Annotated in this window: 27 protein-coding genes; 13 read left to right on the top strand and 14 right to left on the bottom strand. The window is 68.6% G+C overall.

Annotation, left to right across the window (positions count from 1 at the left end; translation table 11 throughout):
• Window positions 1-49: 49 nt before the first annotated feature.
• Window positions 50-1,492, bottom strand: a complete 1,443-nt coding sequence (yczR, locus tag EV645_RS05635; RefSeq protein WP_130440416.1) for a MocR-like transcription factor YczR — start codon at window positions 1,490-1,492, stop codon at window positions 50-52.
• A 62-nt stretch (window positions 1,493-1,554) separates the two neighbouring features.
• Between yczR and yczE the strand changes: the two genes are divergently transcribed.
• Entirely contained in the window at window positions 1,555-2,211 is a 657-nt protein-coding gene (yczE, locus tag EV645_RS05630) for a membrane protein YczE (RefSeq protein WP_130443535.1), read from the top strand.
• 3 nt (window positions 2,212-2,214) lie between these two features.
• Window positions 2,215-2,511, top strand: a complete 297-nt coding sequence (locus EV645_RS05625) for a DUF1905 domain-containing protein (RefSeq protein ID WP_198681475.1) — start codon at window positions 2,215-2,217, stop codon at window positions 2,509-2,511.
• 186 nt (window positions 2,512-2,697) lie between these two features.
• Here EV645_RS05625 and EV645_RS41770 read toward each other — a convergent pair whose 3' ends face one another.
• Entirely contained in the window at window positions 2,698-4,449 is a 1,752-nt protein-coding gene (locus EV645_RS41770; protein ID WP_157997010.1) for a hypothetical protein, read from the bottom strand.
• 8 nt (window positions 4,450-4,457) lie between these two features.
• Complete coding sequence (locus EV645_RS05610) at window positions 4,458-5,039, bottom strand: hypothetical protein (RefSeq protein WP_130440412.1); 582 nt, start codon at window positions 5,037-5,039, stop codon at window positions 4,458-4,460.
• Between the two features lie 178 nt (window positions 5,040-5,217).
• Here EV645_RS05610 and EV645_RS05605 point away from each other — a divergent pair, with 178 nt between their 5' ends.
• The 3 genes from EV645_RS05605 to EV645_RS05595 all read left to right on the top strand — a co-directional run bounded on the left by EV645_RS05605 (window position 5,218) and on the right by EV645_RS05595 (window position 9,185).
• Window positions 5,218-6,372 (top strand): cystathionine gamma-synthase, encoded by a 1,155-nt coding sequence (locus tag EV645_RS05605; RefSeq protein WP_130440410.1) that lies wholly within the window; start codon window positions 5,218-5,220, stop codon window positions 6,370-6,372.
• A 188-nt stretch (window positions 6,373-6,560) separates the two neighbouring features.
• The gene (locus tag EV645_RS05600; RefSeq protein WP_130440408.1) at window positions 6,561-7,931 is read left to right on the top strand and encodes a glutamate mutase L; all 1,371 of its coding nucleotides are present in this window, start codon (window positions 6,561-6,563) and stop codon (window positions 7,929-7,931) included.
• Window positions 7,932-7,961: 30 nt separating this feature from the next.
• The gene (locus tag EV645_RS05595; RefSeq protein ID WP_130440406.1) at window positions 7,962-9,185 is read left to right on the top strand and encodes an AI-2E family transporter; all 1,224 of its coding nucleotides are present in this window, start codon (window positions 7,962-7,964) and stop codon (window positions 9,183-9,185) included.
• Here the strand turns inward: EV645_RS05595 and EV645_RS05590 are convergent.
• From EV645_RS05590 to EV645_RS05550, 9 genes are all read right to left on the bottom strand, one after another.
• Window positions 9,182-9,967: a nucleotidyl transferase AbiEii/AbiGii toxin family protein gene (locus EV645_RS05590; protein ID WP_130440404.1), complete on the bottom strand. Its 786-nt coding sequence runs from the start codon at window positions 9,965-9,967 to the stop codon at window positions 9,182-9,184. The two genes, EV645_RS05595 and EV645_RS05590, sit on opposite strands and share 4 nt — an antisense overlap.
• Window positions 9,967-10,323: a hypothetical protein gene (locus tag EV645_RS05585; protein WP_130440402.1), complete on the bottom strand. Its 357-nt coding sequence runs from the start codon at window positions 10,321-10,323 to the stop codon at window positions 9,967-9,969. The genes EV645_RS05590 and EV645_RS05585 overlap by 1 nt, the downstream gene beginning before the upstream one ends.
• Complete coding sequence (locus EV645_RS05580) at window positions 10,320-10,982, bottom strand: nucleotidyl transferase AbiEii/AbiGii toxin family protein (RefSeq protein WP_130440400.1); 663 nt, start codon at window positions 10,980-10,982, stop codon at window positions 10,320-10,322. Before EV645_RS05580 ends, EV645_RS05585 begins: the two co-directional genes overlap by 4 nt.
• A gap of 67 nt (window positions 10,983-11,049) precedes the next feature.
• The gene (locus EV645_RS05575) at window positions 11,050-12,210 is read right to left on the bottom strand and encodes a hypothetical protein (RefSeq protein ID WP_130440398.1); all 1,161 of its coding nucleotides are present in this window, start codon (window positions 12,208-12,210) and stop codon (window positions 11,050-11,052) included.
• Between the two features lie 8 nt (window positions 12,211-12,218).
• Window positions 12,219-12,800, bottom strand: a complete 582-nt coding sequence (locus EV645_RS05570) for a hypothetical protein (RefSeq protein WP_130440396.1) — start codon at window positions 12,798-12,800, stop codon at window positions 12,219-12,221.
• Between the two features lie 70 nt (window positions 12,801-12,870).
• Window positions 12,871-13,173, bottom strand: coding sequence for a hypothetical protein (locus tag EV645_RS05565; RefSeq protein WP_130440394.1), 303 nt, complete (start codon window positions 13,171-13,173; stop codon window positions 12,871-12,873).
• Window positions 13,170-13,763 (bottom strand): hypothetical protein, encoded by a 594-nt coding sequence (locus tag EV645_RS05560; RefSeq protein ID WP_130440392.1) that lies wholly within the window; start codon window positions 13,761-13,763, stop codon window positions 13,170-13,172. The genes EV645_RS05565 and EV645_RS05560 overlap by 4 nt, the downstream gene beginning before the upstream one ends.
• A gap of 186 nt (window positions 13,764-13,949) precedes the next feature.
• Window positions 13,950-15,563, bottom strand: coding sequence for an MDR family MFS transporter (locus EV645_RS05555; RefSeq protein WP_130440390.1), 1,614 nt, complete (start codon window positions 15,561-15,563; stop codon window positions 13,950-13,952).
• The gene (locus EV645_RS05550; RefSeq protein ID WP_130440388.1) at window positions 15,560-16,159 is read right to left on the bottom strand and encodes a MarR family winged helix-turn-helix transcriptional regulator; all 600 of its coding nucleotides are present in this window, start codon (window positions 16,157-16,159) and stop codon (window positions 15,560-15,562) included. The genes EV645_RS05555 and EV645_RS05550 overlap by 4 nt, the downstream gene beginning before the upstream one ends.
• 238 nt (window positions 16,160-16,397) lie before the next feature.
• Here EV645_RS05550 and EV645_RS05545 point away from each other — a divergent pair, with 238 nt between their 5' ends.
• Window positions 16,398-17,171 (top strand): type II CAAX endopeptidase family protein, encoded by a 774-nt coding sequence (locus EV645_RS05545; protein ID WP_130440386.1) that lies wholly within the window; start codon window positions 16,398-16,400, stop codon window positions 17,169-17,171.
• Window positions 17,168-17,896 (top strand): SDR family oxidoreductase, encoded by a 729-nt coding sequence (locus EV645_RS05540; protein ID WP_130440384.1) that lies wholly within the window; start codon window positions 17,168-17,170, stop codon window positions 17,894-17,896. Before EV645_RS05545 ends, EV645_RS05540 begins: the two co-directional genes overlap by 4 nt.
• Here EV645_RS05540 and EV645_RS05535 read toward each other — a convergent pair whose 3' ends face one another.
• Window positions 17,897-18,286, bottom strand: a complete 390-nt coding sequence (locus EV645_RS05535) for a hypothetical protein (protein ID WP_130440382.1) — start codon at window positions 18,284-18,286, stop codon at window positions 17,897-17,899.
• A 55-nt stretch (window positions 18,287-18,341) separates the two neighbouring features.
• Between EV645_RS05535 and EV645_RS05530 the strand changes: the two genes are divergently transcribed.
• From EV645_RS05530 to EV645_RS05505, 6 genes are all read left to right on the top strand, one after another.
• Complete coding sequence (locus EV645_RS05530) at window positions 18,342-19,289, top strand: ABC transporter ATP-binding protein (protein WP_130440380.1); 948 nt, start codon at window positions 18,342-18,344, stop codon at window positions 19,287-19,289.
• A gap of 118 nt (window positions 19,290-19,407) precedes the next feature.
• On the top strand, window positions 19,408-20,190 hold the full coding sequence (locus EV645_RS05525; protein WP_130440378.1) for an ABC transporter permease: 783 nt from the start codon (window positions 19,408-19,410) through the stop codon (window positions 20,188-20,190).
• Window positions 20,190-20,993 carry an ABC transporter permease gene (locus EV645_RS05520; protein ID WP_130440376.1) on the top strand — a complete coding sequence of 268 codons (804 nt, stop codon included), beginning with the start codon at window positions 20,190-20,192 and terminating at the stop codon, window positions 20,991-20,993. Before EV645_RS05525 ends, EV645_RS05520 begins: the two co-directional genes overlap by 1 nt.
• Before the next feature lie 11 nt (window positions 20,994-21,004).
• A complete protein-coding gene (locus EV645_RS05515) occupies window positions 21,005-22,150 on the top strand; it encodes a hypothetical protein (RefSeq protein ID WP_130440374.1) in 1,146 nt (381 codons plus the stop codon).
• 19 nt (window positions 22,151-22,169) lie between these two features.
• Window positions 22,170-23,249 carry a hypothetical protein gene (locus EV645_RS05510; RefSeq protein ID WP_130440372.1) on the top strand — a complete coding sequence of 360 codons (1,080 nt, stop codon included), beginning with the start codon at window positions 22,170-22,172 and terminating at the stop codon, window positions 23,247-23,249.
• A 176-nt stretch (window positions 23,250-23,425) separates the two neighbouring features.
• Window positions 23,426-24,073 (top strand): hypothetical protein, encoded by a 648-nt coding sequence (locus tag EV645_RS05505; RefSeq protein ID WP_130440370.1) that lies wholly within the window; start codon window positions 23,426-23,428, stop codon window positions 24,071-24,073.
• Window positions 24,074-24,090: 17 nt separating this feature from the next.
• Here EV645_RS05505 and EV645_RS05500 read toward each other — a convergent pair whose 3' ends face one another.
• Window positions 24,091-25,242, bottom strand: coding sequence for an aminoglycoside phosphotransferase family protein (locus EV645_RS05500; RefSeq protein WP_130440368.1), 1,152 nt, complete (start codon window positions 25,240-25,242; stop codon window positions 24,091-24,093).
• Window positions 25,243-25,263: the final 21 nt, after the last annotated feature.

The following is a 25,263-nucleotide window of genomic DNA, read 5'->3' as shown; positions in this document are numbered from 1 at the left end:
TCGGGCGGGGGAGTGTGAGACGCGATTGTGATGGCGTGGGGATCCGCAGTCACGCGATCATCGCGGCGGAGCGCCGCGCACGGGGCATACCGCTGGTCAGCGATGCGTACGACGCGGCGAGCCGGCGTACTCCGTCACGGAGCGCGTCCGCGGGGAGCGTGTACGGCAACCGGATGAACGACTCCAGGCCGCCATCCGGGGAGAATCGCGCGCCGGCCACCAGCAGTACGCCGTTCCGCTCGGCCAGTCCGACCAGGCTCGAGCCGACGGGTTCCGGCAGCTCGCACCACAACGACAGGCCGCCGCCCGGCAGCCGGAACCGCCACGACGGCAGCTCTTCGGACACGGCCTGGGCCAGGGCGTCGCGCTGGCGGGCGACCATCAGCCGGCGGTCCGGCAACAAAGACTCCCGCTGCCGGAGTAGTTGCGCTGTAACTAGTTGCTCGAGCACAGGTGCCCCGAGATCGAGCGACGCGCGGGCGTCGAGCACCTGGGCGACCAGCGCCTCCGGCACCCGCATCCAGCCGATCCGCAGGCCGCCCCAGAACAACTTGCTCGCCGAGCCGACCGTGATCACACCTTCCGGGTTGTACGACGCGAACGGTGGTGGCATCTCCTGTCCGTCGAGCGACAACCCGTACAGCGTTTCGTCGACGATCACCGTCGTCCGGCTGCGCGCGAACGCGGCCGCCAACTGCTTGCGGTCTGCCGCCGGCATCAACCACCCGGTCGGGTTCTGGAAATCCACGACCATCCACGCGGCCCGCGGTGCCGTCTGCCGGATGGTTGCCTCCAGCAACGGAAGGTCCCAGCCGTCCGGACCCATCGGGGTCGCAACGATGCGGCATCCGCTGTGCCGGATCGCGTCGACGGAGTTGGGATGCGTGGGGCTCTCGGTCAGCACCCGGTCGCCGATCTGCGTCATCGCACGGATCGCGATCGACGTCGCGGCCAGCGCGCCGGCGGTGATGATGATCTGGTCTGGCGAGGTCGGCAGCCCGCGTTCGGCGTACACGGCTGCGACCTCTGCGCGCAGCTCCGGCAAGCCCTGTGGGTGATAGCCCGGGGTGGCGAGCTGCGCAGGCAGGTCGTCCATGGCCGATGCGACCGCCGCGCTGATCCCCGGGATCGCGGCGGGTGCGGCCGCGGTGAAGTCGTAGTGTCCGTCGGTCTCGAACGTCGGCGCGTGGTGCCGGCTGAGTGAAGGCTGGACCCGTCCCGGGAGAGCGGTGACGCTGCCCGAACCGCGGCGGCTGATCACGTACCCGCGGTCGCGCAACTCGCGGTACGCCGACGCGACAGTCGTCCGGCTCACGCCGAGGCTCTCGGTCAGCTCGCGCTCGCTCGGCAGCCGCGAACCGGGCGTGATCCGGCCGTCCGCGATCAGCAACCGGAGCCGCTCGGCCAGTAGCCAGTACGCCGGTCCGGTGCCGTCGGCCCACGCGCCGAGCAGGCCGACGAGAGTGCTGGCCGGGAGATATTGCCCCTTCATGCAGTCCACTATGACGTAATTGGCTATCGAATACCAGGCCACTTACTGCTGACATGGAGAATGTGACCGCCACTCCGGATGCCCCGCCGCGCCAGCTCGCGCCCATCAACCCGATCCAGCAGCTGAAAGCAGGCCACCTGCCGCGACGCCTCGTCCAGCTGTATGTCGGACTGACTCTGTACGGCGCCTCGATGGGCCTGATGATCCAGGGCAACCTCGGTCTGGACCCGTGGGACGTGTTCCACTCCGGCATCACGAAGCACTTCCCGTTCAGCTTCGGCACTGTGGTGATCGCGGTCAGCTTCGTCGTACTGCTGGCCTGGATCCCGCTGCGGCAGTGGCCCGGTCTCGGCACGATCAGCAACGCCATCGTGATCGGCCTGGTCACCGACCTCACGCTGGCCACGGTCGACCGCCCGGACGCACTCTGGCTCCGGATCGTGTTCATGCTGGCCGGGGTCGTCGTCAACGCGCTCGCCGGCGCGCTCTACATCGGCGCGCAGTTCGGCCCAGGTCCGCGCGACGGGCTGATGACGGGGCTGGTCCGTCGTACCGGCCTGAGCGTCCGGCTCGTCCGTACGTCGATCGAGCTCACCGTCCTCGCGACCGGCGTCCTCCTCGGCGGATCGATCGGCGTCGGCACCGTCGTGTACGCCCTCGCGATCGGACCGCTCGTCCATTTCCTGCTACCGATCTTCACCGTCCGCCTGAAATCCTGAGGTGTGAGCACTTATCGGTTCTCGGCACCGCTGTGGCAGTACCCGGGCGAAGGCAGCTGGTACTTCGTCGCCGTCCCGGAGGAGATCAGCGACGACATCGCGGATCTGACGGCAGGGCGGCGCAAAGGGTTCGGGTCGGTGCGGGTCAGCGTGACGGTCGGCGCAAGCACGTGGCAGACCTCGCTGTTCCCCAGCAAGTCCGGCAGCTACCTGCTCCCGGTGAAGAAGCCGGTGCGCGTCGCCGAGTCCCTGACCGAAGGCACGCCAGTCGAGACCCGGCTCGACCTCGTCGACTTCTAGCCCGCAGTACGACGAACCCTCGGTGCCGCGGGACCGGCGCAGTACGACGGGTGCCGCCGCGCGACAGGCGGGGTACGACGAAGGCTGCTGGGGTCGCCGGGGGTACGACGAAGGCTGCTGGGTCGGCGGGTACGACGAACGCCGCCGGGGGCCGGCGGCGTTCGTCGTGTCAGTGCGTGGTGGTGGTTATTTGGCGGGGCCGGTTTGCTGCGGGCTCCTGCTTGCGGTCTGGCCGGTGGCTCGCGTTCCAGTGTCTTGTCTGGCGGACTCCGCTGTCTTGGTGGCTTCCGCCTGGGTCGAGTTGCGGACCGGCGCGACATCTCCGGCTGCTGCGGCGGCCCGTGCGGCCTCCTCTTTCGCCCTGACCTCCTTGGGGTCGCCGCCGGTCTCGACCTGAGGCTGCCCCTGGGCCTGAGGCTGCCCCTGGACCTGGGGCTGGCCCTGGCCTTGGGTCTGGCCCTGGGCCTGCGGTTGGCCCTGGATCTGAGGCTGGCCCTGGGGCTGGCCTTGGATCTGAGGCTGGCCCTGGGTTGGAGGGGCGACGGGCTGTTCGGCGTGGGCCTCGGGGGCCTCGGCGGTCCTGGTCCAGTCTTCGCTCCTGCTGACCGGCTGTGCGGCGGTCTCGGCCTGCTGCTGAGTGCCTTCCTGGCCGGCTTGGACTACCTGCTGACCGTTCGCGGTGACCGGCTGCTGTGCTCCCTCACCGGCTTCCTGCTCACCACCCTCAGCCTGCTGTCCCTCAGCAACTTGCGTGCCTCCGGCAACCTGCTGCCCATCGCCGACCTGTTGGCCGTTGCCGACCTGCTGACCGTCGCCAACCTGCTGACCGTCGCCGGTCTGTTGGCCGTCTGCGCCTTGCTCGCCGTCGCCGGCCTCCGGGCCTTCGGCGACCTGTTGGCCTTCGGGCTGCTGGGAGCCGGGCTGCTGCTGGGCAGGATCTTCAGTCTGGATGATCGCGTGCTGGCCTACGTTGTGGACGTTCGGGTCGATCTCCGGTCGCTGGGCCGGCTGCTGGTTGACCTGCTGGTTGACCTGCTGGCCGGAGCGATTGACCTCGTTCAGTAGGGCGGTCAGGTTGGTGTTTTCCTGCTGGATCTGGGCCATGCGGGTCTCGATCAGCTGCTTGATCTCGCCCTGCAGCCGCTGGAACTCGGCCAAGGCCTGGACCAGCGCCTGTTCGGTGTCCCCAGCCGCCTGGCTGCCTGCCGCGGCCACCAGTTGCTGCATCACCGCAGCTCCCCGCTGTGGCTGCGCCTGCACCCGCCCGCCCTGGATCTGTTGCCTCTGGCCCTGACCTTGAACCTGCTGACCTTGACCCTGTTGCCCCTGGCCCTGGCCCTGAACCTGCTGGCCGGCGCCCTGAACCTGCTGCTGACCGACACCCTGCTGGCCGGCGCCCTGGCCCGGCTGTGGCGCATACACCTCCGGTCTGAAGGCGGTCTCCAACTGGCCCTGGACCATGTTGGAGATCTGGGCCGGGGTGATGGTCGGGTTGTTGCCCATCGCCAGTCTGACGTTGGGATCGGCGTTCTTCGCCTCTTTGGCGGCCAGGACCATCGCGGCCTTGACCATCTTGGTTCCGTGCCGGACGTCCTGCCAGCGGGAGTACCGCTGCGCCACCCGGCTGAACGGGTTCCTGGTCTGGGTCTGCTGGCGCTGGGTCAGCTGCATCCGGTTGGTTGCACGCTGGCTCATCGACTGCGAGGTGCCGGCATGCAGGTCCGGGCGGACCTGCCCGTTGACGCCTACCTGCGACAGTCGCGCCAGATGCGCCGGTGTCATCCGGGCGGTGCCGATGCGGGCCAGGACTTCCCGGTCCCAGTTCTTCACGTCGCGTGCGGCCAGTGCGTAGCCGGCCTTCATCGTCTTCGTGCCGCGTGACCGCGCACGCCAACGGGAGATCCGCCCTTGGCGGGGCTCAGCAGAGGGCTCGCTCATCAGGTCTCCTAGTCGATGTACACGGCGTAGTTGACCCCGACCGACGTCGTCAGCGGGTCCTTGCTGGGCTTGTTGCTGTACAGGTGGATCTGCGCACCCGGGCGCAGCCAGACGGCGAGGTGCCGGCGGCCGGTGCCGGCGCCTGGCTCCCACTCGTCGACGAACGTGACACTGCTCTCATCACCGAGGTAGTCGGGCTGACCCCAGTGCCTGGTGGCGAGCGAGAGTTTCGCCAGCCAGTGTGTGTCGAGCCCGGCCTCGGCGGCGGCGATGTCGTCCGGACCGATGTCGTACGCCGACCAGCCGCTCTCCGGGCAGTCCGGGAACGCGAGCCCGTCGAAGACGATCATCGTCGTCCCGCGCCGGGTGGTGAAACCCCAGGAGACCATCTCGTCGCCGATGACCCCGCCGGCCTCCAAAGGCCACGGCTGCCAGGTCGTCTGACCCATCACCCGGTTCACCAGGGCGCGCACAACCTCCGGACCGGCTTCGTCGCCGTCCGGACCGGCGATCGTGCCCCAGTCCGGGATCTCGGCGAGATCCGCCATCGCCAGGTCGTCCTGGTCGAGCGGCCTGTCCTGCGTCTTCATCCGGCCCCGTCGTCCTTCCTCTCGGTCCCCGGCGGCAACCACTGACCGCAACCGTAGGCGGCGCAATGGGTCATTCGCCAGCCGGTACGACGCGCCTGTGGACAACCTGGATCCATCCGATCGCCCCAGCTGTGGACGGCGTGCACGGCCGGATAGGACCAGGCCGTACGCTGGTCCGGTGAATACGGAACACCGCTACGGCTTCGAAACGCTCGCCATCCACGCCGGGAACGAGCCTGATCCGACCACCGGCTCGGTGGTCCCGCCGATCTATGCCACCAGCACCTACAAGCAGGACGGCGTCGGCGGGCTGCGCAACGGCTACGAGTACTCCCGCTCCGCGAACCCGACCCGGACGGCGCTCGAGGAGTGCCTGGCCGCGATCGAGGCGGGCAACCGGGGGTTCGCGTTCGCCAGCGGGCTGGCGGCCGAGGACACCCTGATCCGCTCGCTGTGCGTGCCCGGCGACCACGTGGTGTTCCCCGACGACGCGTACGGCGGCACGTTCCGGCTGTTCTCCAAGGTGCTCGGCAACTGGGGCGTCGAGATGACGCCGGCCGCGGTCACCCACCCGGACGCGATCCGCGCCGCGATTCAGCCTGGGAAGACCAAGGTCGTCTGGCTCGAGACCCCCACCAACCCGTTGCTGAACGTCGCGGACATCGCCATCGTCGCCCAGATCGCGCACGATGCCGGCGCCCTGCTGGTCGTCGACAACACGTTCGCCTCGCCGTACCTGCAGCAGCCGCTGGAGCTCGGCGCGGACGTGGTCGTCCACTCGACCACGAAGTACATGGGCGGGCACTCCGACGTGGTCGGTGGCGCGCTCATCGTCCGTGACGCCGAGCTGGCCGAGAAGATCGCCTTCCACCAGAACGCGATCGGCGCCGTCGCCGGACCGTTCGACTCGTGGCTGGTGCTGCGTGGCATCAAGACGCTCGGCGTTCGGATGGACCGGCACAGCGACAACGCCGAGAAGGTCGTCGAGTTCCTGCAGCGGCACAACTCCGTCAGCCAGGTGCTCTACCCCGGCATCGACGGCCACCCGGGCCACGAGACCGCCGCCAAGCAGATGAAGCGGTACGGCGGGATCGTGAGCTTCCGCGTCACCGGCGGCGAGAAGCACGCGCTGGACATCTGCAACAAGGCCGAGGTCTTCACGCTCGGCGAGTCCCTCGGCGGCGTCGAGTCGCTGATCGAGCACCCGGGCAAGATGACCCACGCCTCGGTCGCCGGTACGCCGCTCGAGGTGCCGGCCGACCTGATCCGCCTGAGCGTCGGCATCGAGACCGTCGACGACCTCTTGCTCGACCTCGACCGCGCCCTTTCCTGACCTCCGGCCTCCGGCGACAGCATCCGCGTCCCGGTCAATGCGAGGGGATATCCCCTCGCGTTGCCGGTTCTCAGGCGCTGTGAAGGGGGGAGAAGGGGCAACTCGAAGGGATAACCCCTCGAACGCCGGAGGGCGGGGGCGGCGGCGGGGGCGGAGTGGGTGTTGCGGTGGAGGCGAGGGGAGTGGTTGTGAGTTTGGTGGTGGCCGTCGACTTCGGGTCGACGTTCACGAAGGCGGTTGCCGTGGACGTCGGCTCAGGCGAGTTGGTCGCCCGGGCCGAGCACCGTACGACGATCGACACCGACGTGATGGACGGCTGGAACGCCTGCCGGGTCGCGCTCGAGGAGGTCGATCGTGGCGTGAAGAAGGCCGACGTGCTGGCCTGTTCGAGTGCGGGCGGCGGGCTGCGGATCGGTGTCGTGGGCAACGAAGAGCTCGTGACCGCGGAGGCGGGCAAGCGGGTCGCGTTGTCGAGCGGCGGCCGGGTGGTTGCCGTCGTCAACGGTGGACTGACGGCAACCAGTCAGAAGGAGCTGCGCAAGGATCGCCCGGACGTCGTGCTGCTGCTCGGCGGGACCGACGGCGGCAACTCGGCGGTGCTGCTGAAGGCGACCGAGACGCTGGCGAGGTACAAGTGGCGGAAACCGGTCGTTGTCGCCGGCAACATCGAAGCACGGAACGAGATCGGCGCGATCCTCACCGAGGCCGCCGTACCGCACGTGCTCGCGGACAACGTCGTGCCGGAGATCGGTGTGTTCGCGCCGGACAGTGCTCGGGCGGCGATCCGGGAGATGTTCCTCGCGCATGTGATCGGCGGGAAGAACCTGTCGCGCGATCCGTCGTTCGCGAGCATGATCCGCGCCGCGACGCCGGACGTCGTACTGCGGGGTGTCGAGGTGCTCGCCGGCTTGCACGGCGATGTGGCGGTCGTCGACATCGGCGGCGCGACGACCGACGTGCACTCGGTGATCGAGCTCGACCCCGAGGACGCCAACCTCGGCCGAGAGGTCGTCGCCACGCATCCGGTCACCCGTACGGTCGAGGGTGATCTCGGGATGCGCTGGAGCGCCGTACCGGTGGTCGCCGCGGGCGCCGAGGCCGGGCTCATCCCGAACGTGGCCGAAGTACACGCAGCTGCCGAACGTCGGCATGACGATACTTCATTCCTGCCCCGCGACCGGCAGGAAGCGTCGTACGACGAGACGCTGGCGAGCGTTGCCGCGACGGTCGCGCTGAGGCGGCATGCGGGACGGCAGCGGATCGTGTTCGGGCCGGGCGGGCGGGTGATCGAGCGATCCGGGAAGGACCTGCGCGAGGTGGATCTGCTGGTCGGCTCCGGGGGAGTACTGCGGCACAACCCGCCGGAGGTCGCCGCCCGGATCCTGGGCTCGATCGGGACGAATGCGCAGGAGGAGGGCTGGCTCGTCCCGCAGCGGGCGGAGGTGTGCGTGGACGCGGACTACGTGCTCGCAGCCGTCGGTCTGCTCGCGGATGACGAGCCGAAGGCGGCGGAGGGGCTGGCGGCCCACATTCATGGAACCGGTGAGCGCGGGCACTAGTCTCAGCAGCAACCGAGCTGCGGAGGTGTGATGAGCGAGGCGGGGCGGGACGACGCGGAGGTCTCCGAGGATCAGAGTCCGGTGGCGGACAACGAGATCCTTGAGGAGACCGCCGAGCCGGAGGAGCAGAGGCTTGCCGATGACGTGGCGCCGGTGGACGACGCCGGCGTGACGCGCGGGATGTACATCGCCAGCACCTGGGCGTGGCGGTTCCTGGTGATCGTGGCCGCCGTGGTCGTGATCGGGTACGGCATCCGGTACCTGTCCGAGGTCGTCGTACCGGTGACCGTCGGCGTACTGCTGACCGCTTTGCTCGTGCCCATCACCAACGGCCTACAGAAGCTTCGCCTCCCGCGCGGTGCCGCGGCCGGGGTCACCGTGATCGCGACGGTCGTGCTGGTGGCCGGCCTCCTCACCTTGGTCGGCACGCAGATCGCAGGTCAGTTCGACAGCCTGTCGACCCAGGTCGGCGAAGGTGTGCAGAAGCTGCGCGAGCTGGGCCGGATCAACTTCGGCCTCACCGATCAGGACGTCACCAACGCGATCAAGACACTGCGCGAACAGATCACCTCAGGCGGCGCGATCGGTCAGCAGGCAGCGGCGGTCGGTACGACGGCCACGCATGTCGTCGCCGGCCTTTTCATCGCCTTGTTCTGCCTGTTCTTCTTCCTGTACCAGGGCGATCAGATCTGGGCGTGGCTGGTCCGGCTGTTCCCGCGCCGGGCCCGCGACAAGGCGGACTCCTCCGGGCGCAGGGCCTGGGTCTCGCTGACCGCGTTCGTCCGCGCGACGATCGTGGTCGCCGCCGTGGACGCGATCGGCATCTCGCTCGGCGCCGCGATCCTCGGCCTGCCGCTGGTGAGCGCGATCGGCATCCTGGTGTTCGTCGGCGCGTTCGTACCGGTGATCGGCGCGCTGGTCAGCGGCGTGGTCGCCGTCCTCGTCGCGTTGGTTGCCAAGGGCCCCATTGTCGCGATCGTCATGCTCGCGGTCGTGATCGGCGTACAGCAGTTGGAGGCCCATGTCCTGCAGCCGTTCCTGCTCGGCCGCGCGGTCAGCGTCCACCCGCTCGCCGTCATCCTCTCGATCGCCACCGGCGTAATCATCGCCGGCATCGTCGGCGCCCTGGTAGCCGTCCCCACCGCCGCCGTCCTCAACGCCATCGTCAACCACCTGGCCGGCAACGACCCAGAGCCCGACCCCCCACGCCAACTCCCCAGACGCCGCCCCCGCCCGACCCCCGCCGAGGACTAGCTACCCCGCTCGCCCTTAGAACGTTCCTGGCCCAGCGAGGGCCCACGATGGGCGGCCGCGCCCTGCGTCTGGTTCGCAGGTCCTGATCCGGCCCGCGCCTGGCCGGCCTCGGTGACGCGCATCGCAGTGTCGATGTCGGGGTGCGACGCGCGGGTCCGGATCTGCTGGGCCCAGTTGCCCAGGTCCTCCTTGAGCGCCGCGGTCTGCTCGGCGCTGAAGCCGTGCTCGGCGTACTTGGCGTCGGGGATCCGCGCGGCCTGGTCCAGTTGGTAGGCGAAGCCGTCGCGGTCGATGCCTGACAACTCACGCTCGTCGCCGAGGGCGAGCAGGTCGTCGCGCGAGTACCGGCCGGACTGTACTGCGGCCTCGAGATCGATGAAGTGTTTCGCCTCGACGCGGTCGTAGGCCGCGCCGACCTTCGAGCCGACCGAGTCCTCGACCGAGAGCATCGGGCCGACCTCGGTCTCGACCGGCGGCCGGCTGCGGAAGTCGCGGCCGATGTCGACCTCGGTGCTACGGCCGTCCTTGCTCACGCTGAGCTTGGCGTGCTCGCCCGATTGCTCGAGCAGGCCGACCTGGTAACCCTCGTCGCGGTACGCCGACTGCAGCCGGTCCATCGTCTGCCCGAAGTCGCCCTGCCGGTCGGTGAACAGGTCTACGTCGTGCGGCGTCCGGACGCCGATCCCGTGCTCCTTGTACGCCTGACCACCGGCGAGGGCGTACCCGTCGTCGCGAATTGCGGACAGGCCGATGCGAGCGACTTGAGCGTGTTCGGGGTCCATCACTGCCAGATCCCGCCCGCGCCGATCTGGGCGAGCTGCGGGAACGCGGTGTGCCACCGCCGGACGCAGTACCGCGGCAGGTGCATCTGCGGCCAGAGCTCGATCAGCAGGTCCTTGTTCACCAACCGGGTGAGCTGGTCGAGTGTCGAGGCCTCGCTGAGAACCGTTTGGTACAGGTACAGCCGGTCGACAGGATTGCCGAGGTCGTAGACCCGCTGCGGTCCCCAGGCCACGGAGACCGGGATCTCGACCATCCCGGTCCGTGGCCCGGTCAGCTGGTCCAGCGAGTCCGGTACGACGTAGGGGATCCGGGAGGCGTAGGAGTCTCCGGGCTGGGCCGGGCGCGGCTCGTTCACCCGTCCATCCTCCCTGATGAGCGGTCCAGCCGCTCGGCCCACTCCTCCGCCGTACGACGGATTCGCGCGATCAGCTCAGGTGGGGCGCCGTACCACTGGAACCCAGCATCAGGCAGCCGGCTGCCCGCACGGAGCTGGCCGGCGAACATCTTCCGGTCCAACGGCGTGACCTCGCGCTGATCGGCCAGCGCGAGGAGCGCGTCGGTGGTGTAGCGATCGCTGTCGAGCACCGCCTGTACGTCGATCAGGTCGCGGGGCTCGAGCCGTGAGTACACAGCTCCGACCTTGCTGCCGATCGCGTCCGCCTCGGAGAGCACCGGTCCGAGGCTGGTCGTCGTCGGCGGGAGCAGGCGGTGATCGACGGCCAGGTCTGCTTTGGCGGTGGGCCCGTCATCATCCGTCACCACGAGCCGGGCGAACGTCGACACCTGCCGGGCGACCTCGATCGTGAGACCGCTGGCACGGTAGGCGGTGACGAGTTGCTCGACGGCCTCGGCGAAGGTCTCGGGGTCGAGGACGTTGGTGAACAGGTCGATGTCGTCGGATTCGCGGGTGCCGTAGCCGTGGGCCTGGAGGGCGTAGCCGCCGGCCAGGACGAAGCCGTAGTCGGCCAAGGCTTCCAGGCCTATGGTGGCCAGCTTGGTCTGCAGCGGGTTCATGGGGTCAGTCTGCCGGACACGAAGACGCCGCCGAGCCAGGCTCGGCGGCGTCTTCGGGTGATCGGGGTCAGCGGTTGAGGCCGCCCTTGTCGTTGTTCTTGGTGAGGTTGGCCGGCTGGCCGGTCTGCTCACCCTGCTGCGCGGTCTGCGGCTGCGGCGGCTGGCCGACGGCCTGGCTGGCCGGGGCGACGCCACCCGCGAGGCGGGCCGCGTTCTGGGCGTCGATCTGAGCCTGGGACGCCTGGGCGAGGTTCTGGATCGCCTCGTTCGACTCGACCGTGATCTGACCCGGGAGGTTCTCGCTCCACTGCTGGATCATCGCCAGCTGCGTCTTGCCGTCCATCGCCTGGTTCATGTCGGCGCCCAGCGGCGGGTTGTGCCGACCGGCGTTGAACGACGCCAGCGAGCTCTCGGCCTTGAGCATGGTGTTGTTGAACTTGCCCTCGAACCACCGGCCGACCTTGCCGGGCGCCGCGGCGACCGCGTCGCGGGCAGTCCGCGCGCCGCCGACGACCGCGTCACGCGTGTCCCGGGCGGTGCCGACCGCAGCGGTCCGGAGGTCCCGGGCGCCTTGGGCGATCTGCTGGCCGGTCTCGTTCAGCCGATCGGCGCCGGCCTGCCACGCCTGGTCGAGGCGCACCTGACCGCGCTGCGCCGCGTCGACGACGCTCTCCCGCGCGCCCTGGTAGGTCTCGGCGACCCGGTTTCCGAACTCGTTCACGCGGTCCACGCCGGTGTTGTACGCGCCGGCGGCCCGCTGACCGAGCTCCTCGGCACCGGCCCGAACATCGCGACCTGCCTGTACGGCGGTGTCCCGGACGTCACGCCCGGCCTGTACGACGGTGTCGCGCGTGTTCTCGTAGGCACGCGTGGCGCCGCCGACCGCGGCGTCGCGGTACTCCCGGGCCTGAGTGGCCAGGGTCTGTGCCGCCTCACTCAGCCGGTGCTGGGTGTTGTCGTACGCCAGGTGAACCCGCGCGACCGCGCCACGGACCGCGGCGTTCACCCGGTCGCGCAACGGGTCGGTGTTCGCCGCGCGCATCAGGTTCGCCTGCTGGCGCGAGTCCAGGCTCGCGTACTGCATCGAGGCGGTCCGCTGCTCCGGCGTCATACCGACGAAGGCGCGGAGGTTCGCCTGCTCGTTCTCGTTCAGCTTGGCGAGCCACTCACCTGACTGCATCCAGCTGCCCTGCGGCCACGCGGGGCTTTCCTGTGTAGGGGTCGTCATTACGTCTCCTAGTTGATGTAGACCGCGTAGCTGACGCCGACCGCGGGGGTCAGCGGGGAAGTGGTCGGCTTGGTGCTGAACAGCCGCAGGTGCGCGCCCGGCAGCAGCCAGGTGGCGAGGTGGCGCTTGTCGGATCCGGCGCCCGGACCCCACGCGTCGAGGAATCCCGGCTGGCTGTCGTCACCGACGTACGTCGGCTCGCCGAAGTACTTGCGCGCCAGCTCGAAGTGCTCCGGCCAGTGGGCGTCAAGGCCTGCCTCGGCCTCGGCGATGTCGCCCGGCTCGATGTCGTACGCGCACCAGCCGCTGTTCTTGGCATCCGCGAACGCCATGCCCGGGAAGACGATGATCGTGCTGTTGCGCTTGGTGGTGAAGCCCCACGAAGCGACCGCGCGGTCGATCTCCTCGCCCTGCGCGAGCGGCCAGGGCTGCCAGTCGGAGGCCGAGGTGACGCGCTGAACGATCGCCCGGACGACCTTCGGTCCGCTGTCGTTGTTGTTCGGTCCGGCGATTGCCGACCAGTCGCGAATATCGGCGAAGTCGGCGAAGGCCCGATCGTCTTCGTCGAGTGACCTGTCCAGCGTTTTCATTCCGGAATTGTTCCTTCCGTCGGTGCGGTGTCGGGGTGATCGAATGTGCTGAAAAACAAGGCGTTCCGGTCTAGCGGGCGGGGCCGTTCCGGTCCGTGCCGCGGGCCGTCGATCCGCCGGTCTGAGGACGAGCGCCCGTGTTGCCGGCTGCCCGCGTCTGGCCCGGTGGCAGCAGCCCGGCCCGCAGGCTCGGGTCCAGCGCCGCCGGGCTGACCGCCGGACCGGCCGCAGTCGCGAGGCGGTCGTGGGCGAGAGCGGTGAGCGAGGTCTCCGACACGCTACTGTCGACGGCTCCGGTCGGCGGCGGGTTCCCGACGTTCGCGAACAGGTCGTCGCGTTGCCGTTCCCGGGTCGCGTGAACTGGTGTCCTCATGTCCCCTCCTCGGTGAGGTAGACCGTGTAGTTGATTCCGACCGATACCGACAAGGGGCGCGGTGTCGGCTTGTTGCTGTACAGGTGGATCTCTGCACCGGGCGGCGTCCACACGGCGAGGTGGCGACGGTCGGCGCCGGCGCCTGGTGACCAGTCGTCGACGAATCCGGTCTTGCTGTCGATTCCGACGTACGCCGGTTGTCCCCAGTGCCGGCAGGCGAGGTCGAACTTCGCCGGCCAGTGTTCGTCGAGTCCGGCGATCGCCGCGTCGATGTCGGTGCGCTCGATCGCGAACGCGACCCAGCCGCTGAACGGGCTGTGCGGCAACACCTGGTCGTCGTACACGGCGAGCTCGGTCTTGCGGCGGGTCAGGAAACCCCAACCGTCCAGCTGGTCGTCGATCACGGTCCTGCGGGTGATCGGCCACGGCTTCCAGTTGGTCGCGGACTTGACCCTGCGGATCAGGCGGCGCACCGGGTCCGGCCCGGTACCGCCCGACTGCGGTCCGCCGAGCCGTCGCCAGTCGCGGACCTCGGCGAGGTCCGCCATCGCGCGGTCGTCGTCGTCCAACGGCCGGTCAAGAGTCTTCATCCGTGAGGCTGTCCCTATCGTCGCGGTGCATCACACTCTGCTGTCGAAACTAAGACCCCGGCGGGGTCAGGCGGGCCGTTCGTCTCACCGAGAGCAAAAGAACAGCCGCCCTTGGAAGCTTCCCAGGGCGGCTGTCGGGTAGGTCAACCGGAGTTTGGTCTCAGTGCGGTAAACCTCAGTGCTGCGTCAGTGCATTGCGGCGGCTGCGGAGGACTCCAACGAGTCCTCCGTCTCGCCTTCGGCCTTCGGGCCGTCGTGACGGCCGGCCAGCCGCTGCTCCGGGGTGATGATCGCCAGGATCAGCGCGATCGCCAGGAACGGCAGCGAGACCAGGAAGACGTCGTCCATCGCGTCGACGAGCCCGTGCAGTGCGAAGCCCTTCAGCGGCTCCTTCAGCCCGTGCAGTGCCTGGACGCTGTTGGCGGCCTTGGCCAGTCCGTCGACCATCGACTGCGTGGCGTTCGGAACGATGTCGGACAGGTGGGTCTTCAGCCGGGTGGTCAGTACGGCTCCGTAGACCGCCGTACCGATCGCGCCACCCATCGAGCGGAAGAAGGTCATCGTCGAGGTCGCCGTGCCCATGTGCTGCCGGGGCACGCTGTTCTGCGCGGCGGTGACGGTGATCTGCATCGACAGACCCAGACCGGCGCCCATCACGAACATGTAGATCGCCAGCTGCCAGTACGGCGTGGTCAGGCTCAGCGTGGACAGCAGCACCATCGCGCCGCTGACCAGGACCGCGGAGATGATCGGGAAGTGCTTGTACCGCCCGCTCTTGCTCATCATCTGGCCGCTCGGGATCGACGCGGAGAAGATACCGACGATCATCGGCAGCAACGCCAGGCCGGAGCGGGTCGGCGACAGGTCCTTGACGGCCTGCAGGTACAGCGGCAGGAAGATCAGCGCACCGAACATCGCGAAGCCCAGCAGGAACGCGTATCCGGCGTACCCGGAGAAGATCCGGCCCTTGAACAGGTCCATCGGGATGATCGGCTCGGCCACCCGCAGCTCGATGAAGACGAACGCGACGGCAAGTACGACGGAGCCGATCAGCAGGGCCAGCGTGGTCGCGTTGCCCCAGCCGTTGCTCGGACCGCTCCAGGAGACGGCGAGCAGCAACGAGGTGACGGCCGCGGCGACGGTGGATGCGCCGAGGTAGTCGATCTTGTGCGAGCGCCTCACGTGCGGCAGCCGGAGTACGGCGGCAACGATGCCCAGGGCAACGAGACCGATCGGGACGTTGATCCAGAAGATCCAGCGCCAGCCGGGACCGTCGGTGAGCAGACCGCCGAGCAGCGGGCCGGCCACCGAGGACAGGCCGAAGACGGCACCGAAGTACCCCATGTACTTACCGCGCTCGCGCGGCGGGATCACGTCGCCGATGGTGGCGAACGCGAGGGACATCAGACCGCCGGCGCCCAGACCCTGGACGGCGCGGAAGCCGATCAGCTGCTCGATGTTCTGCGACAGCGCGGACAGCACCGAGCCGCCGAGGAAGGTGACGATCGCCGCGATGAACAGCGGGCGGCGGCCGTAGAGGTCGGAGATCTTTCCCCACAAGGGGGTCGAGGCGGTCGAGGTCAGCAGGTACGCCGTGACCACCCAGGACAACTTGTCGAGGCTGTTGAAGTCGCTGACGATACGCGGCAGCGCCGTACCCACGATGCTCTGGTCGAGCGCGGCCAGGAACATCCCGGCCATCAGGCCGCCGAGAATCACCAGGATCTGCTTGTGGGACAGGTAGCTAGGACCGCTATCAGGCGCAGCGCCGCCGGCGGTGGCAGGCTCTGTGGTGCTCATTTGGTGCTCTCCAGGTTCTTGTCGGTGTTCTCACGGGTTGCGGGGTCGCCGCTGGCCGCGAAGTCTTGGTCTGTACTGCGCTCTGCCCGGGGGGAAGGTCTCGGGGCCACGGCGGCCCACCCCTTCTCGGCCCAGGCGGCGCTGGAGGGTGCTTCGGTCCGGGCGGCGACGCCGTCCGCGAAGCGGGTCATCAGCCGCTCGAAGGTCTGCACGTCCTCCTCGGACCAGCCCTCCATCGCGGCGCTCAGCAGCTCCATCCGGTGACGGGCGCTGGCTTCCCACTGCTCGATGCCCTCGTCGGTCAGCTCGACCCGGAAGGCGCGGCCGTCGTCGGGGTCGGGGGAGCGGCGGACCAGGCCCAGCTGCTCCAGGGACCGGATGTGCCGGCTGGTGGTCGAAGCGTCGAGCTCGAGTCGCCCGGCGAGGTCGGACAGGCGCAGTGCACCGTTGCACCGCAGTGCGAACAGCACGACGTGCGCGCTGTGGTCGATCGTGTCACCGGGCTGCTTGGCCTTGAGCCGGCGTCCGATCCGGGTGAACGCGTGCATGACGCCCTCGATGGGGGTCTGCGGAGAGTACGCGTCGTTTACTTGCATGCTGCAAGCATATACATGCTTGCGTGATACACGCAAATGAGTTTCCAAGATGTTCAAGTGAGCCGCCACTTATTTGCGCTCGGTTGCCGGATGGTTACTGTCCGCAGCGAAGGACGTGGGTCCTTCACTCTTTCGACGGCGGAAGGGGGTGTTTGTGACGCGAGGTAGTGCTGGATCCCCTTCGGAGGTCGGTCCAGCACCCTGGTCCGAGCGCTGCGCCCGCCGGGAGGCTGGGTCGGTGATCAAGCGGCGGCTGGTGGAGTTCGGGGTCATCTGTCTTGTTCTGACGTGGGTGCCGTGGGCGGTGCTCGGCGTACTCGGGGTGAATCTGGATGAAGGCGTGGGCATGCTCGTGTTCTCGCTGGCGGCGTCGGGGCCGTCGCTGGCCGCGCTGGTGATGTGGCTCCTGTACCGGGAGCGGCGGCGCATGGTCCGCTGGTCGCCGGTCTGGCCGGTGGCTGCCGTCGTACTTGGTGCTATCGGTCCGCTGGGTGCGTGCATCATCGGCGGGCAGTTGCCCGAGTTGCCTGACCACGCTGCCTCGGTCGTCGCGGGAGCCGGAGGGGTGCTCGGCGCGGCGGCGTACACGTTCTTGGCAGGGCCGGTGTCGGAGGAGTTTGGGTGGCGCGGGTATGTGCAGCCTCGGTTGCGGGAGTACTTCGGTCCGCTGGGGACGACGGTGGTGCTCGGGGCGGCGTGGGGGTTGTGGCATGTGCCGCTGTACTTCCTGAACGGCACGGGGCAGCACGATGACGGGCTGTTCACGGCGGCGGGGGTGACGTTCTTCCTGGAGCTGTTCCCGCTGACGTTCGTCATGTTGTTCGTGAGCGAGAAGCTGCGCGGCGGGGTGCCGGGGGCGATCCTCGTGCATGCTGCGTGGAACTTGACCGAGGAACTGGTGCCGCCGCTCGGTGGTGGTGTGTGGGTGGAGTTGCTGGTCATGACGGCGGTCGCTGCCGCGTTGCTGCCATCCTGGACGCCAGTCAGAACAGGCAGAAGGGTGGCGCGATGACGCAGGTGGCTGTGGTGACCGGCGGTGGATCCGGGCTGGGGCGGGAGATGGCGCTGGCACTCGCGGCGGCCGGGTACCGCGTGTGGGTGACTGGGAGGACTGAGGAGAAGCTCCAAGAAACCGTTGCTGCTGGGAACGGGGCAGTGGACTTCGCAGTACTGGATGTGGCTGATGGGAGTGCCGTTCGGGGGTTTTTCGGGGGGCTTGAGCGGGTTGATTTGTTGGTGAACAACGCGGGGACGGGGTCGCCGGCGGCTGGGGTGCAGGATGTGCGGGAGGAGGACTGGCGGCGGGTGGTGGACACCAACCTGACGGGGTCGTTCTTGTGTGCGCAGGCGGCGTTCGACCTGATGTTGCGGCAGGACCCCAAGGGTGGGCGGATCATCAACAACGGGTCGATCTCGGCGCATGTGCCGCGGCCGCAGGGGATCGCGTACACCGCGAGCAAGCACGCCATCAGCGGCCTGACCAAAGGCCTCGAGCTGGAAGGGCGCGCGCACGGCATCACCGCCTGTCAGATCGACATCGGCAACGCCTCGACCGCGATGACCCAGCGGATGGAGCAGGGCGTGCTCCAGCCGGACGGTTCGATCGCGGTCGAGCCGACGTTCGACCCGAAGATCGTCGCGGACTTCGTCGTACAGATCGCGAAGCTCCCGACCACGGTCGCCGTACCGACCCTGACCGTGATGGCCGCCGGCATGCCGTACGTCGGCCGCGGCTGATCAGGCCCGGCGGGTTCGAGCCGCCCTAGCGGCCTGAGGTCCCCGGGGCTCGACGCGTGGCCGTCGCCAGAGCACTGCTCGGACATCCGAGGTGGCGTCGCCGACCACCGCGATCAGGATCCTTGTCGCGGTCTGCAAGGCCTCGACGAACACCGCGGGAGCAGCGTCCGGGCCGGGTGTGCTGATGCCGTACGACGGATAGTCGTCGAGCCTCCGCGAAGCCAGGAAGATCGCCGGGGCGAGCACGGTGTCCACGGTGTGGTCCGCCGTCCGCAGACAGGTCCAGCTCAGGTTGCCGGCCGGGGCCGACCAGTCCCGGTCGAGACTGTCCTGCCAGGCGCTGACCGTCAGATCGCTCAGCCGCTGAAGATCGTCAACAGTGAATGCCATCCCGCCTGCCCAAAACGAGAAGAAACTGTCCGGAGGTGCGTCTAGTGTCGAGCAGGTGAGTGAGCAGCGGGAGTCCTTGGTCCATGTCCGCGAGCTGCGGAAGTCGTACGGCGACTTCGAAGCGGTTCGCGGGATCGACCTGGACGTGTGGCGCGGCGAGGCCTTCGGGTTCCTCGGGCCGAACGGCGCGGGCAAGTCGTCGACGATGCGGATGATCGGCGCGGTTTCCCCGACCAGTGGCGGCACCCTGCGCATCCTCGGCCTCGACCCGGCCACCGACGGCCCGGCGATCCGCGCCCGGCTGGGGGTCTGCCCGCAGGACGACACCCTCGACACCGAGCTGACAGTCCGGGAGAACCTCACGATCTACGGCCGGTACTTCGGTCTCAGCCGCGCCGAGTGCCGCGAGCGGGCCGACGAGCTGCTCGAGTTCGTCGCGCTGACCGAGAAGGCGAAGGTCAAGGTCGACGAGCTCTCCGGCGGGATGAAGCGCCGGCTGACGATCGCCCGCTCCCTGGTCAGCAAGCCCGACCTGCTCCTCCTGGACGAGCCGACCACCGGCCTCGACCCGCAAGCGCGGCACCTGTTGTGGGACAAGCTGTTCCGGCTCAAGCAGGCCGGCGTCACGTTGATCATCACCACCCACTACATGGACGAGGCCGAGCAGCTGTGCGACCGGCTCGTGGTGATGGACGGTGGACTGATCGCGGCCGAGGGTTCGCCGTCCGACCTGATCCGCGACTATTCGACGCGCGAGGTGACCGAGCTTCGGTTCGGTCCTGACGTGATGCTGGCCGACCACGACGCCCTGGCCGGCAAGGTCGAGGACCTTGCCCAGCGCATCGAAGTGCTGCCGGACCGCCTGCTGCTCTACACCGACGACGGTGAGCGCGCCGTCGCCGCCGTGCACGAGCGCGGTCTGCAACCGGCTGCTGTTCTCGTCCGCCGCTCGACGCTGGAGGACGTGTTCCTGCGCCTCACCGGCCGGACGTTGGTGGACTGATGGCGCTACTGATGCCGCGACTCCGTCGCGGCGGGTCATGGGGCTGTGATTCCCGGCCTTCCCTCGTCGCTCCGGTCGCTGCGCTCCCTGCGCTCCCCAGTCCAGACCGGGAGGCCCTATGACCGTCGCCCTCGAGAACGGTCGCCGGATGTTCGACTACTGGCTGACCGTCTACAAGCGGACCTGGAAGGGCACGATGATCAGCAGCTTCCTGCTGCCGATGCTCTACCTGGCCGCGATGGGGATCGGGCTCGGCTCGTTCGTCGACAGCAACGGAACGGGCGCGCTCGGCGGGGTCAGCTATCTGCAGTTCATCGCGCCCGGGTTGCTCGCCTCGACGGCGTTGCAGATCGCGGTCGGCGAGTCGACGTACCCGGTGATGTCCGGGCTGAAATGGCAGAAGTTCTTCCACTCGATGATCGCGACGCCGCTGCGGCCTGCGGACGTGGTCTACGGGCAGTTGGCGTTCATCGCGTTCCGGGTGCTGAGCTCGTGTGCGGTGTTCCTGGTCATCATCGCGTTGTTCGGCGGGTTGAAGTCGCCGCTCGGGATCCTCGGTCTGCCGGTCGCGCTGCTCGTCGGGATGGCGGTCGCCGGCCCGATCGCGGCGTACGCGACGACCTTGGAGAACGACTCGGGCTTCGCGATGGTCTTCCGCTTCGGCGTGGTCCCGGCGTTCCTGTTCTCCGGTGCGTTCTTCCCGGTCTCCCAGCTGCCCAACTGGATCGAGTGGCTCGCGTACGTGAGTCCGCTGTGGCATGGGGTCGACCTGTGCCGCAACCTGAGCCTCGGCACGGTGAACCCATGGCTGGCGCTGGTCAACGTCGTCTACCTGCTGGCCTGGTTCATCGCCGGCACCTGGCTCGCCGTCCGCGGCTTCACCCGAAAGTTGATCCGCTGATGGCAACTATCGCTGCCCGGGTTGTCCCGGTTCCGGTTCGGCTCGGTGGTGGCCGACACATCGTCGAGCGGAACTTCCTGCTCTACAGGCGATCGTGGGTCGTGTTCCTGTCCGGGTTCTTCGAGCCGGTGTTCTACCTGCTCTCGATCGGCATCGGCGTCGCTCACCTCGTCGGGGACTTCACCTTGTCCGACGGCACCAAGATCGCGTACGCCGCATTCGTCGCGCCGGCGATGCTGGCCAGCTCGGCGATGAACGGCGCGATCTTCGACTCGACGTACAACATCTTCTTCCGGATGAAGTACGCCAAGCTGTACGACTCGATGCTCGCGACGCCGTTGCGGCCGTGGGACGTGGCGACCGGCGAGATCACCTGGGCGCTGTTGCGCGGGGCGATCTACTCGGCGATGTTCGTCCTGGTCATGCTGGTCATGGGCCTGATCTCGTCGTGGTGGGCGCTGCTCGCGCTACCGGCCTCGGTGCTGATCGGGTTCGCGTTCGCTGGTGCGGGGATGGCGCTGACCACGTTCATGCGCAGCTGGCAGGACTTCGAGTTCGTGCAGCTCGCGATCATGCCGATGTTCCTGTTCTCGGCCACCTTCTACCCGGTCGAGACATATCCGGGCGTGATCCGCTGGCTCGTCGAGATCACCCCGCTCTACCAAGGTGTCGTGCTCGAGCGCGCGTTCACCACCGGCACCGTTGACTGGTTCCTCGTCGTCCACGCCCTCTACTTGGCTGTCATGGGAACCCTCGGCATGTACGTCGCTTCCCGCCGCCTCGGCAAACTCCTCCTCAAGTAGCTGGAACCGCGATGCTGCTGGCTGACGTCGCAGAGGGCATGGACATGTCCTTCAGCGATCTCGTGCGGGCGCCGAAGGTCGAGTTGCCGGGCGGGGCACGGCAATGGGTCGACGATTCGTTGCGGTTGCTGATCGACCACTTCGGGACCGAGCCGCTGCGCCGGTCTGCGGTCGTGCCGGGCGAGTTCGTGCCGGCTGGGTTCGACGGCTCGGAGGCGGCAGCTCGGGAGTTGTGCCTGCTGGTGGCCGAGCGGATGGGGATCCCGTCGGGGCGGATCCGGTTCAGCTTCCGGTTGGAGAAGGTGGTCGAAGCGGGTCAGTTGCTGGGGGCAACGCTCGCCGATGCCTTCGTCGCCCAGAGCCTGCCGGCCTTCCGCGGTGCGGATCCGGCGGACATCGCTGCCGTGCGGAAGCACTCACGCGTCCTGGGCGCCGCGCCGAGTGATCGGCTCGCAGAGCTGCTGGTGGAGTGCCGTGTCGGCGACGCTGTGCCGGATGAGCTTGACGGCGTCGATGTCGGGCTGCTGCCAGAGATCCAGCGGTTTGCGTTCCTCGACTTCCTCACCGAGCTGGTTCGCTGCCGGGAGATCGCGGCCGAGCCTGACCCGGTGCGGCGAGCCGAGCTGCTGCAGCGGCCGGATCGGCCGGACCCCGAGGCGGCAGGCCTGGAATCGTCGTCGGCTGGCCGATGGACCGATCTGACCTACTGCCTGCCCGGGGTCGAGCTTCTGCCCGGACACACCGCGGTGATGCTGGGTTCCGACGTACTCGCGGATCCGGCTGTTCTGATGGCCGCTGCGTCGCATGAGCTCGGTCATCAGGTCCTGATGCCGTCTGACGTGCCAGGTGCGACCGGCGTACTGCGGGAGCCGCTGACTGACCTTTTCGCGGTGCTGCACGGCTTCGGCATTGCACACGCCAACGCCGCGCTCGACGAGACCACGCTCGGGACGCCGACTGTGGAGACGTTCGGATACCTCGGCGAAACGGCCGTCGCGGAGGCGCTCGCGGCGTACCGCTTCCGGCAGCATCGGCTGCTGCGGGACGGTCCGCTCGTGCCGGCCTGGCACTCTGCCCTCGATCCCGAGCCACGTGAGCGCTTCACGGCCCGGCTCGACGAGTTGATCGGAGGTCCGCCCTCCGTCCTCGGGTGGTGATCCAGCCGCAATAGTCGCGATGGAACGGGCAGCCGTCGGGTCGCGTCAGTTCGGTATGAATCTGATCGGTGCGTGGCGGCGCCGGCAACGGGACCGGGGGCTCATTTATGGGCCGAAGGTCATGCTGCCTGGGGGACCCGAACAATGGATCGAAGACACGTTGGACTGGTTGACCGAACGGTTCGGGGTCGAGCCGCTGCGTCGTCCGCCGGTGCTGCCGAGCGAGTTCGTGCCCCGCGGGTACGACGGTTCGGAGCGTGCGGCCCGTGAGCTCTGCCTGAAGGTCTGCGCCTGGCTGGAGGTGCCCGACGACCGGATCCGCTTCAGCTTCCGGATGGACGAGGTCCGCGCCGCCGCCCGCAGCGCGGCCGTTCACCGTCTTCGGGCGGAGCAGCGCGCGAACATCGTGGCGGTGTCGGGGCTGCGGGCAACAATGACGCCGGCCGAGGTCGATGCCCTCGCTGCCGCGGGTTTTGCGCCCGAGATCGGTGTGCTTGCCGAGCGGGAGCTGCAGGCCGAGCTGAACCGCAGTACGGCGATCGTCCAGGAGACCGACCTCGATCGGCGGGCCGCTTTGTGCGACCGAGCCGAGGCTGTCTGGTCGAAGCCGCCGGGCAGCGGATCGCGCGCCTGCTGGCTGGACCTGCGCAGCGGCGACCTCGACGGTACTGCGGTGATGCTGTCGGCCGACGTACTCGCGGACCCGTCTGCGGTGGTGGCTGCGACGGCTCACGAGCTCGGGCACGAGGTGCTGTGGGGGTATCACCTGATCGACCGGCAGCGGCCGGATGATGAGGCGGTGACCGATCTGTTCGCGATCTTCCACGGGTTCGGGATCTTCCTCGCGAACCAGGCGGTCGAGCGGGTGCCCGGTCGGCGTTCGGCGCTGCAGACGCTCGGGTATCTGGGGGAGCGCGGGGCGTCGGAGGCGCTGGCGGCGTACTGCTTGCGGCGACATGAGTTGTGGCCGGTGTCGATCCTGCCGGTGATGCCGACGGAGCTCGACCGGTCGGTGCGGATGCGTACGTTCGCGCGGCTCGCGGCGATGGTGAAGGACGCCGAGATCGCGTCGATCCAAGAGGGTGCTCCGCTGGGCTGATGTCAACCGACGGTGACGGAACGACCCCGGAAGGTTTGGCGTGACGCCGGGCAGGCATGATCCGGCGGGTGAGGAATCCGATCGGGATGATGCGACGAAGCCAGCAAGTAAGGTCCCAACTGAAGGCGCCGCGGGAACGGCTGCCTGGTGGTAGTCGCCGCTGGATCCGGTCGTCGATGGACTGGTTGGTCGCGGAGTTCGGCCGGGATGTCCTGCTTCGGCCGATCGCGCTGCCGGCCGATGTCATTCCGGACGGGTACGACGGGAGCCGGGCCGCGGCGACCGAGCTGTGCGGTCGGGTTGATGGGTGGATGGATCTGCGGCCTGGGCAGTGTGGGCTGAGCTTCGAACTGAATGGCGTACGTCGCCCGTCGAACCGCGGGACGACTGCCGTGGTGAAGGAACAGCACGGTCGATGGAGCCGCGGTGCCGACCAGAACCAGATCGAACTGTCACCCGCGCTGGCCGCCGATCCGGTCGCGCTGATCGCAATCTACGCGCACGAGGTCGGGCACGAACTGCTGCTCGGCGGCGACCGGATCACGCTCACGCGCCGACCTGACCATGAGCCGCTCACCGACCTCATCACCGTCTTCTACGGGCTCGGGATCTTCACCGCCAACGCGGCGTACGAACGTCGTCCGCGACCCAACGGGCGGGGCAAGCAGCCGGTCGCCCGCGGGTATTTGCGCGAGGCAGCATTGGCCGAGGCGCTCGCGTACTACGCCCTCCTACGAGGCGAACGCAGACCCGACTGGGATCGCCACCTGGACCCACCCGTACGCCGCGGGATGCGCAACCAACTGGCAATCCTCCACCGCTGACCGGTGCCGCGCCCTGGTTACGGCTTGAGGAGTTGGCGTAGCCACCACACGCCGCCTCGGAGCATCGAGGCTTTGCTGGGGCCGGTTACGTGGTCGAGGAGGTGGGCGTAGGTCATGGTTTGGTGGAGGGCGCCCAGTTGTGTGGCGAGGTCGAGGGCGTGGCGTAGGTCTGTGGGGGTCGCGTACTCCTCCCACTCGCTCAGGTACGCGTCCAGGACCCGCGGGTCCGCCGACAGCGGTGAGCGCTCCTCCTCGATGAACGTCACCAGGTCGAGGAACGGGTGCGACCAGGATGCGTCCGTCCAGTCGAAGGCCAGCACCTGACCGTCCCGGACTGCCACGTTGCCGGGGTGCAGGTCGCCGTGGAGCAGGGTTTCGGGGAGGCCGATCGACGACAGCTCGGTGATTGCCTCACGCAACTGTTTGGCGCGGATAGGCAGCCGGGCTCGTTCGTGCGGTTCGAGCCGCTCGGTTGCCGGGGTGGGGCCGAGTACGCGCTCCAGTTCGGCGTCGAGTACGGCGAGGCGGCGGTCGGCGCAGGTCATTTCCAGCAGGCGTTCAGGGTGATTCACATAGCTGCGCTGCAGGCGCGCATGACGGCGTACGAAGTCGATCCACACGTCGACGTCGGTCTCGGCGGCCAGTGGTGTGCCGAGGTCGGGCAGCAGCATCCAAGCTCGCTGCGAGTCGATGGCGAGTGGCGCCGGGACGCCGCCGGGGTGGTCCTCGGAGGCCTTCTGCAGGAACAAGGGCTCGTGCGCGAACAGGAGAGGCAGTGGGTCCGGGCGGGTCGGCTTGATCGTGGTGGAGTGAGCGATTGCTTTGAAGTAGACATCACCGTCGATTGTCGGGATGCGAAGGACGTTCGACAGACCCCACGAGCGGACCTGCGTCCACGGACCGGTCGCCTCTACCTGCTCAGCGATCCATGGCAGCGCCTCGTCGTACCACTCGGGCTTTGTCCACGGCGCCAGGTCCGAGCTGACGAAGCCATCAGAGGGCAGCACCTGATAGGTGAGCGGCTCCTCGGACAGACACGTCAGTACGGCGGTGCCGATGCCTTGGTCCCGCAACGCGCGGATTGCCGGCTCGACGTTGAGGAACTGGGTCCCGTCCGGCACCTCGATCTCTTGGGGCACCTCGGACACGCCGACAACCGTGACTCTCATGAGCTGCAGCGTATGTGCCTA

It is taken from the genome of Kribbella rubisoli (assembly GCF_004217145.1).
Classification (GTDB): Bacteria; Actinomycetota; Actinomycetes; order Propionibacteriales; family Kribbellaceae; genus Kribbella; species Kribbella rubisoli.
The sequence above is the reverse complement of the archived record's forward strand: the minus strand, read 5'-3'. Positions and strand labels throughout refer to the sequence as shown.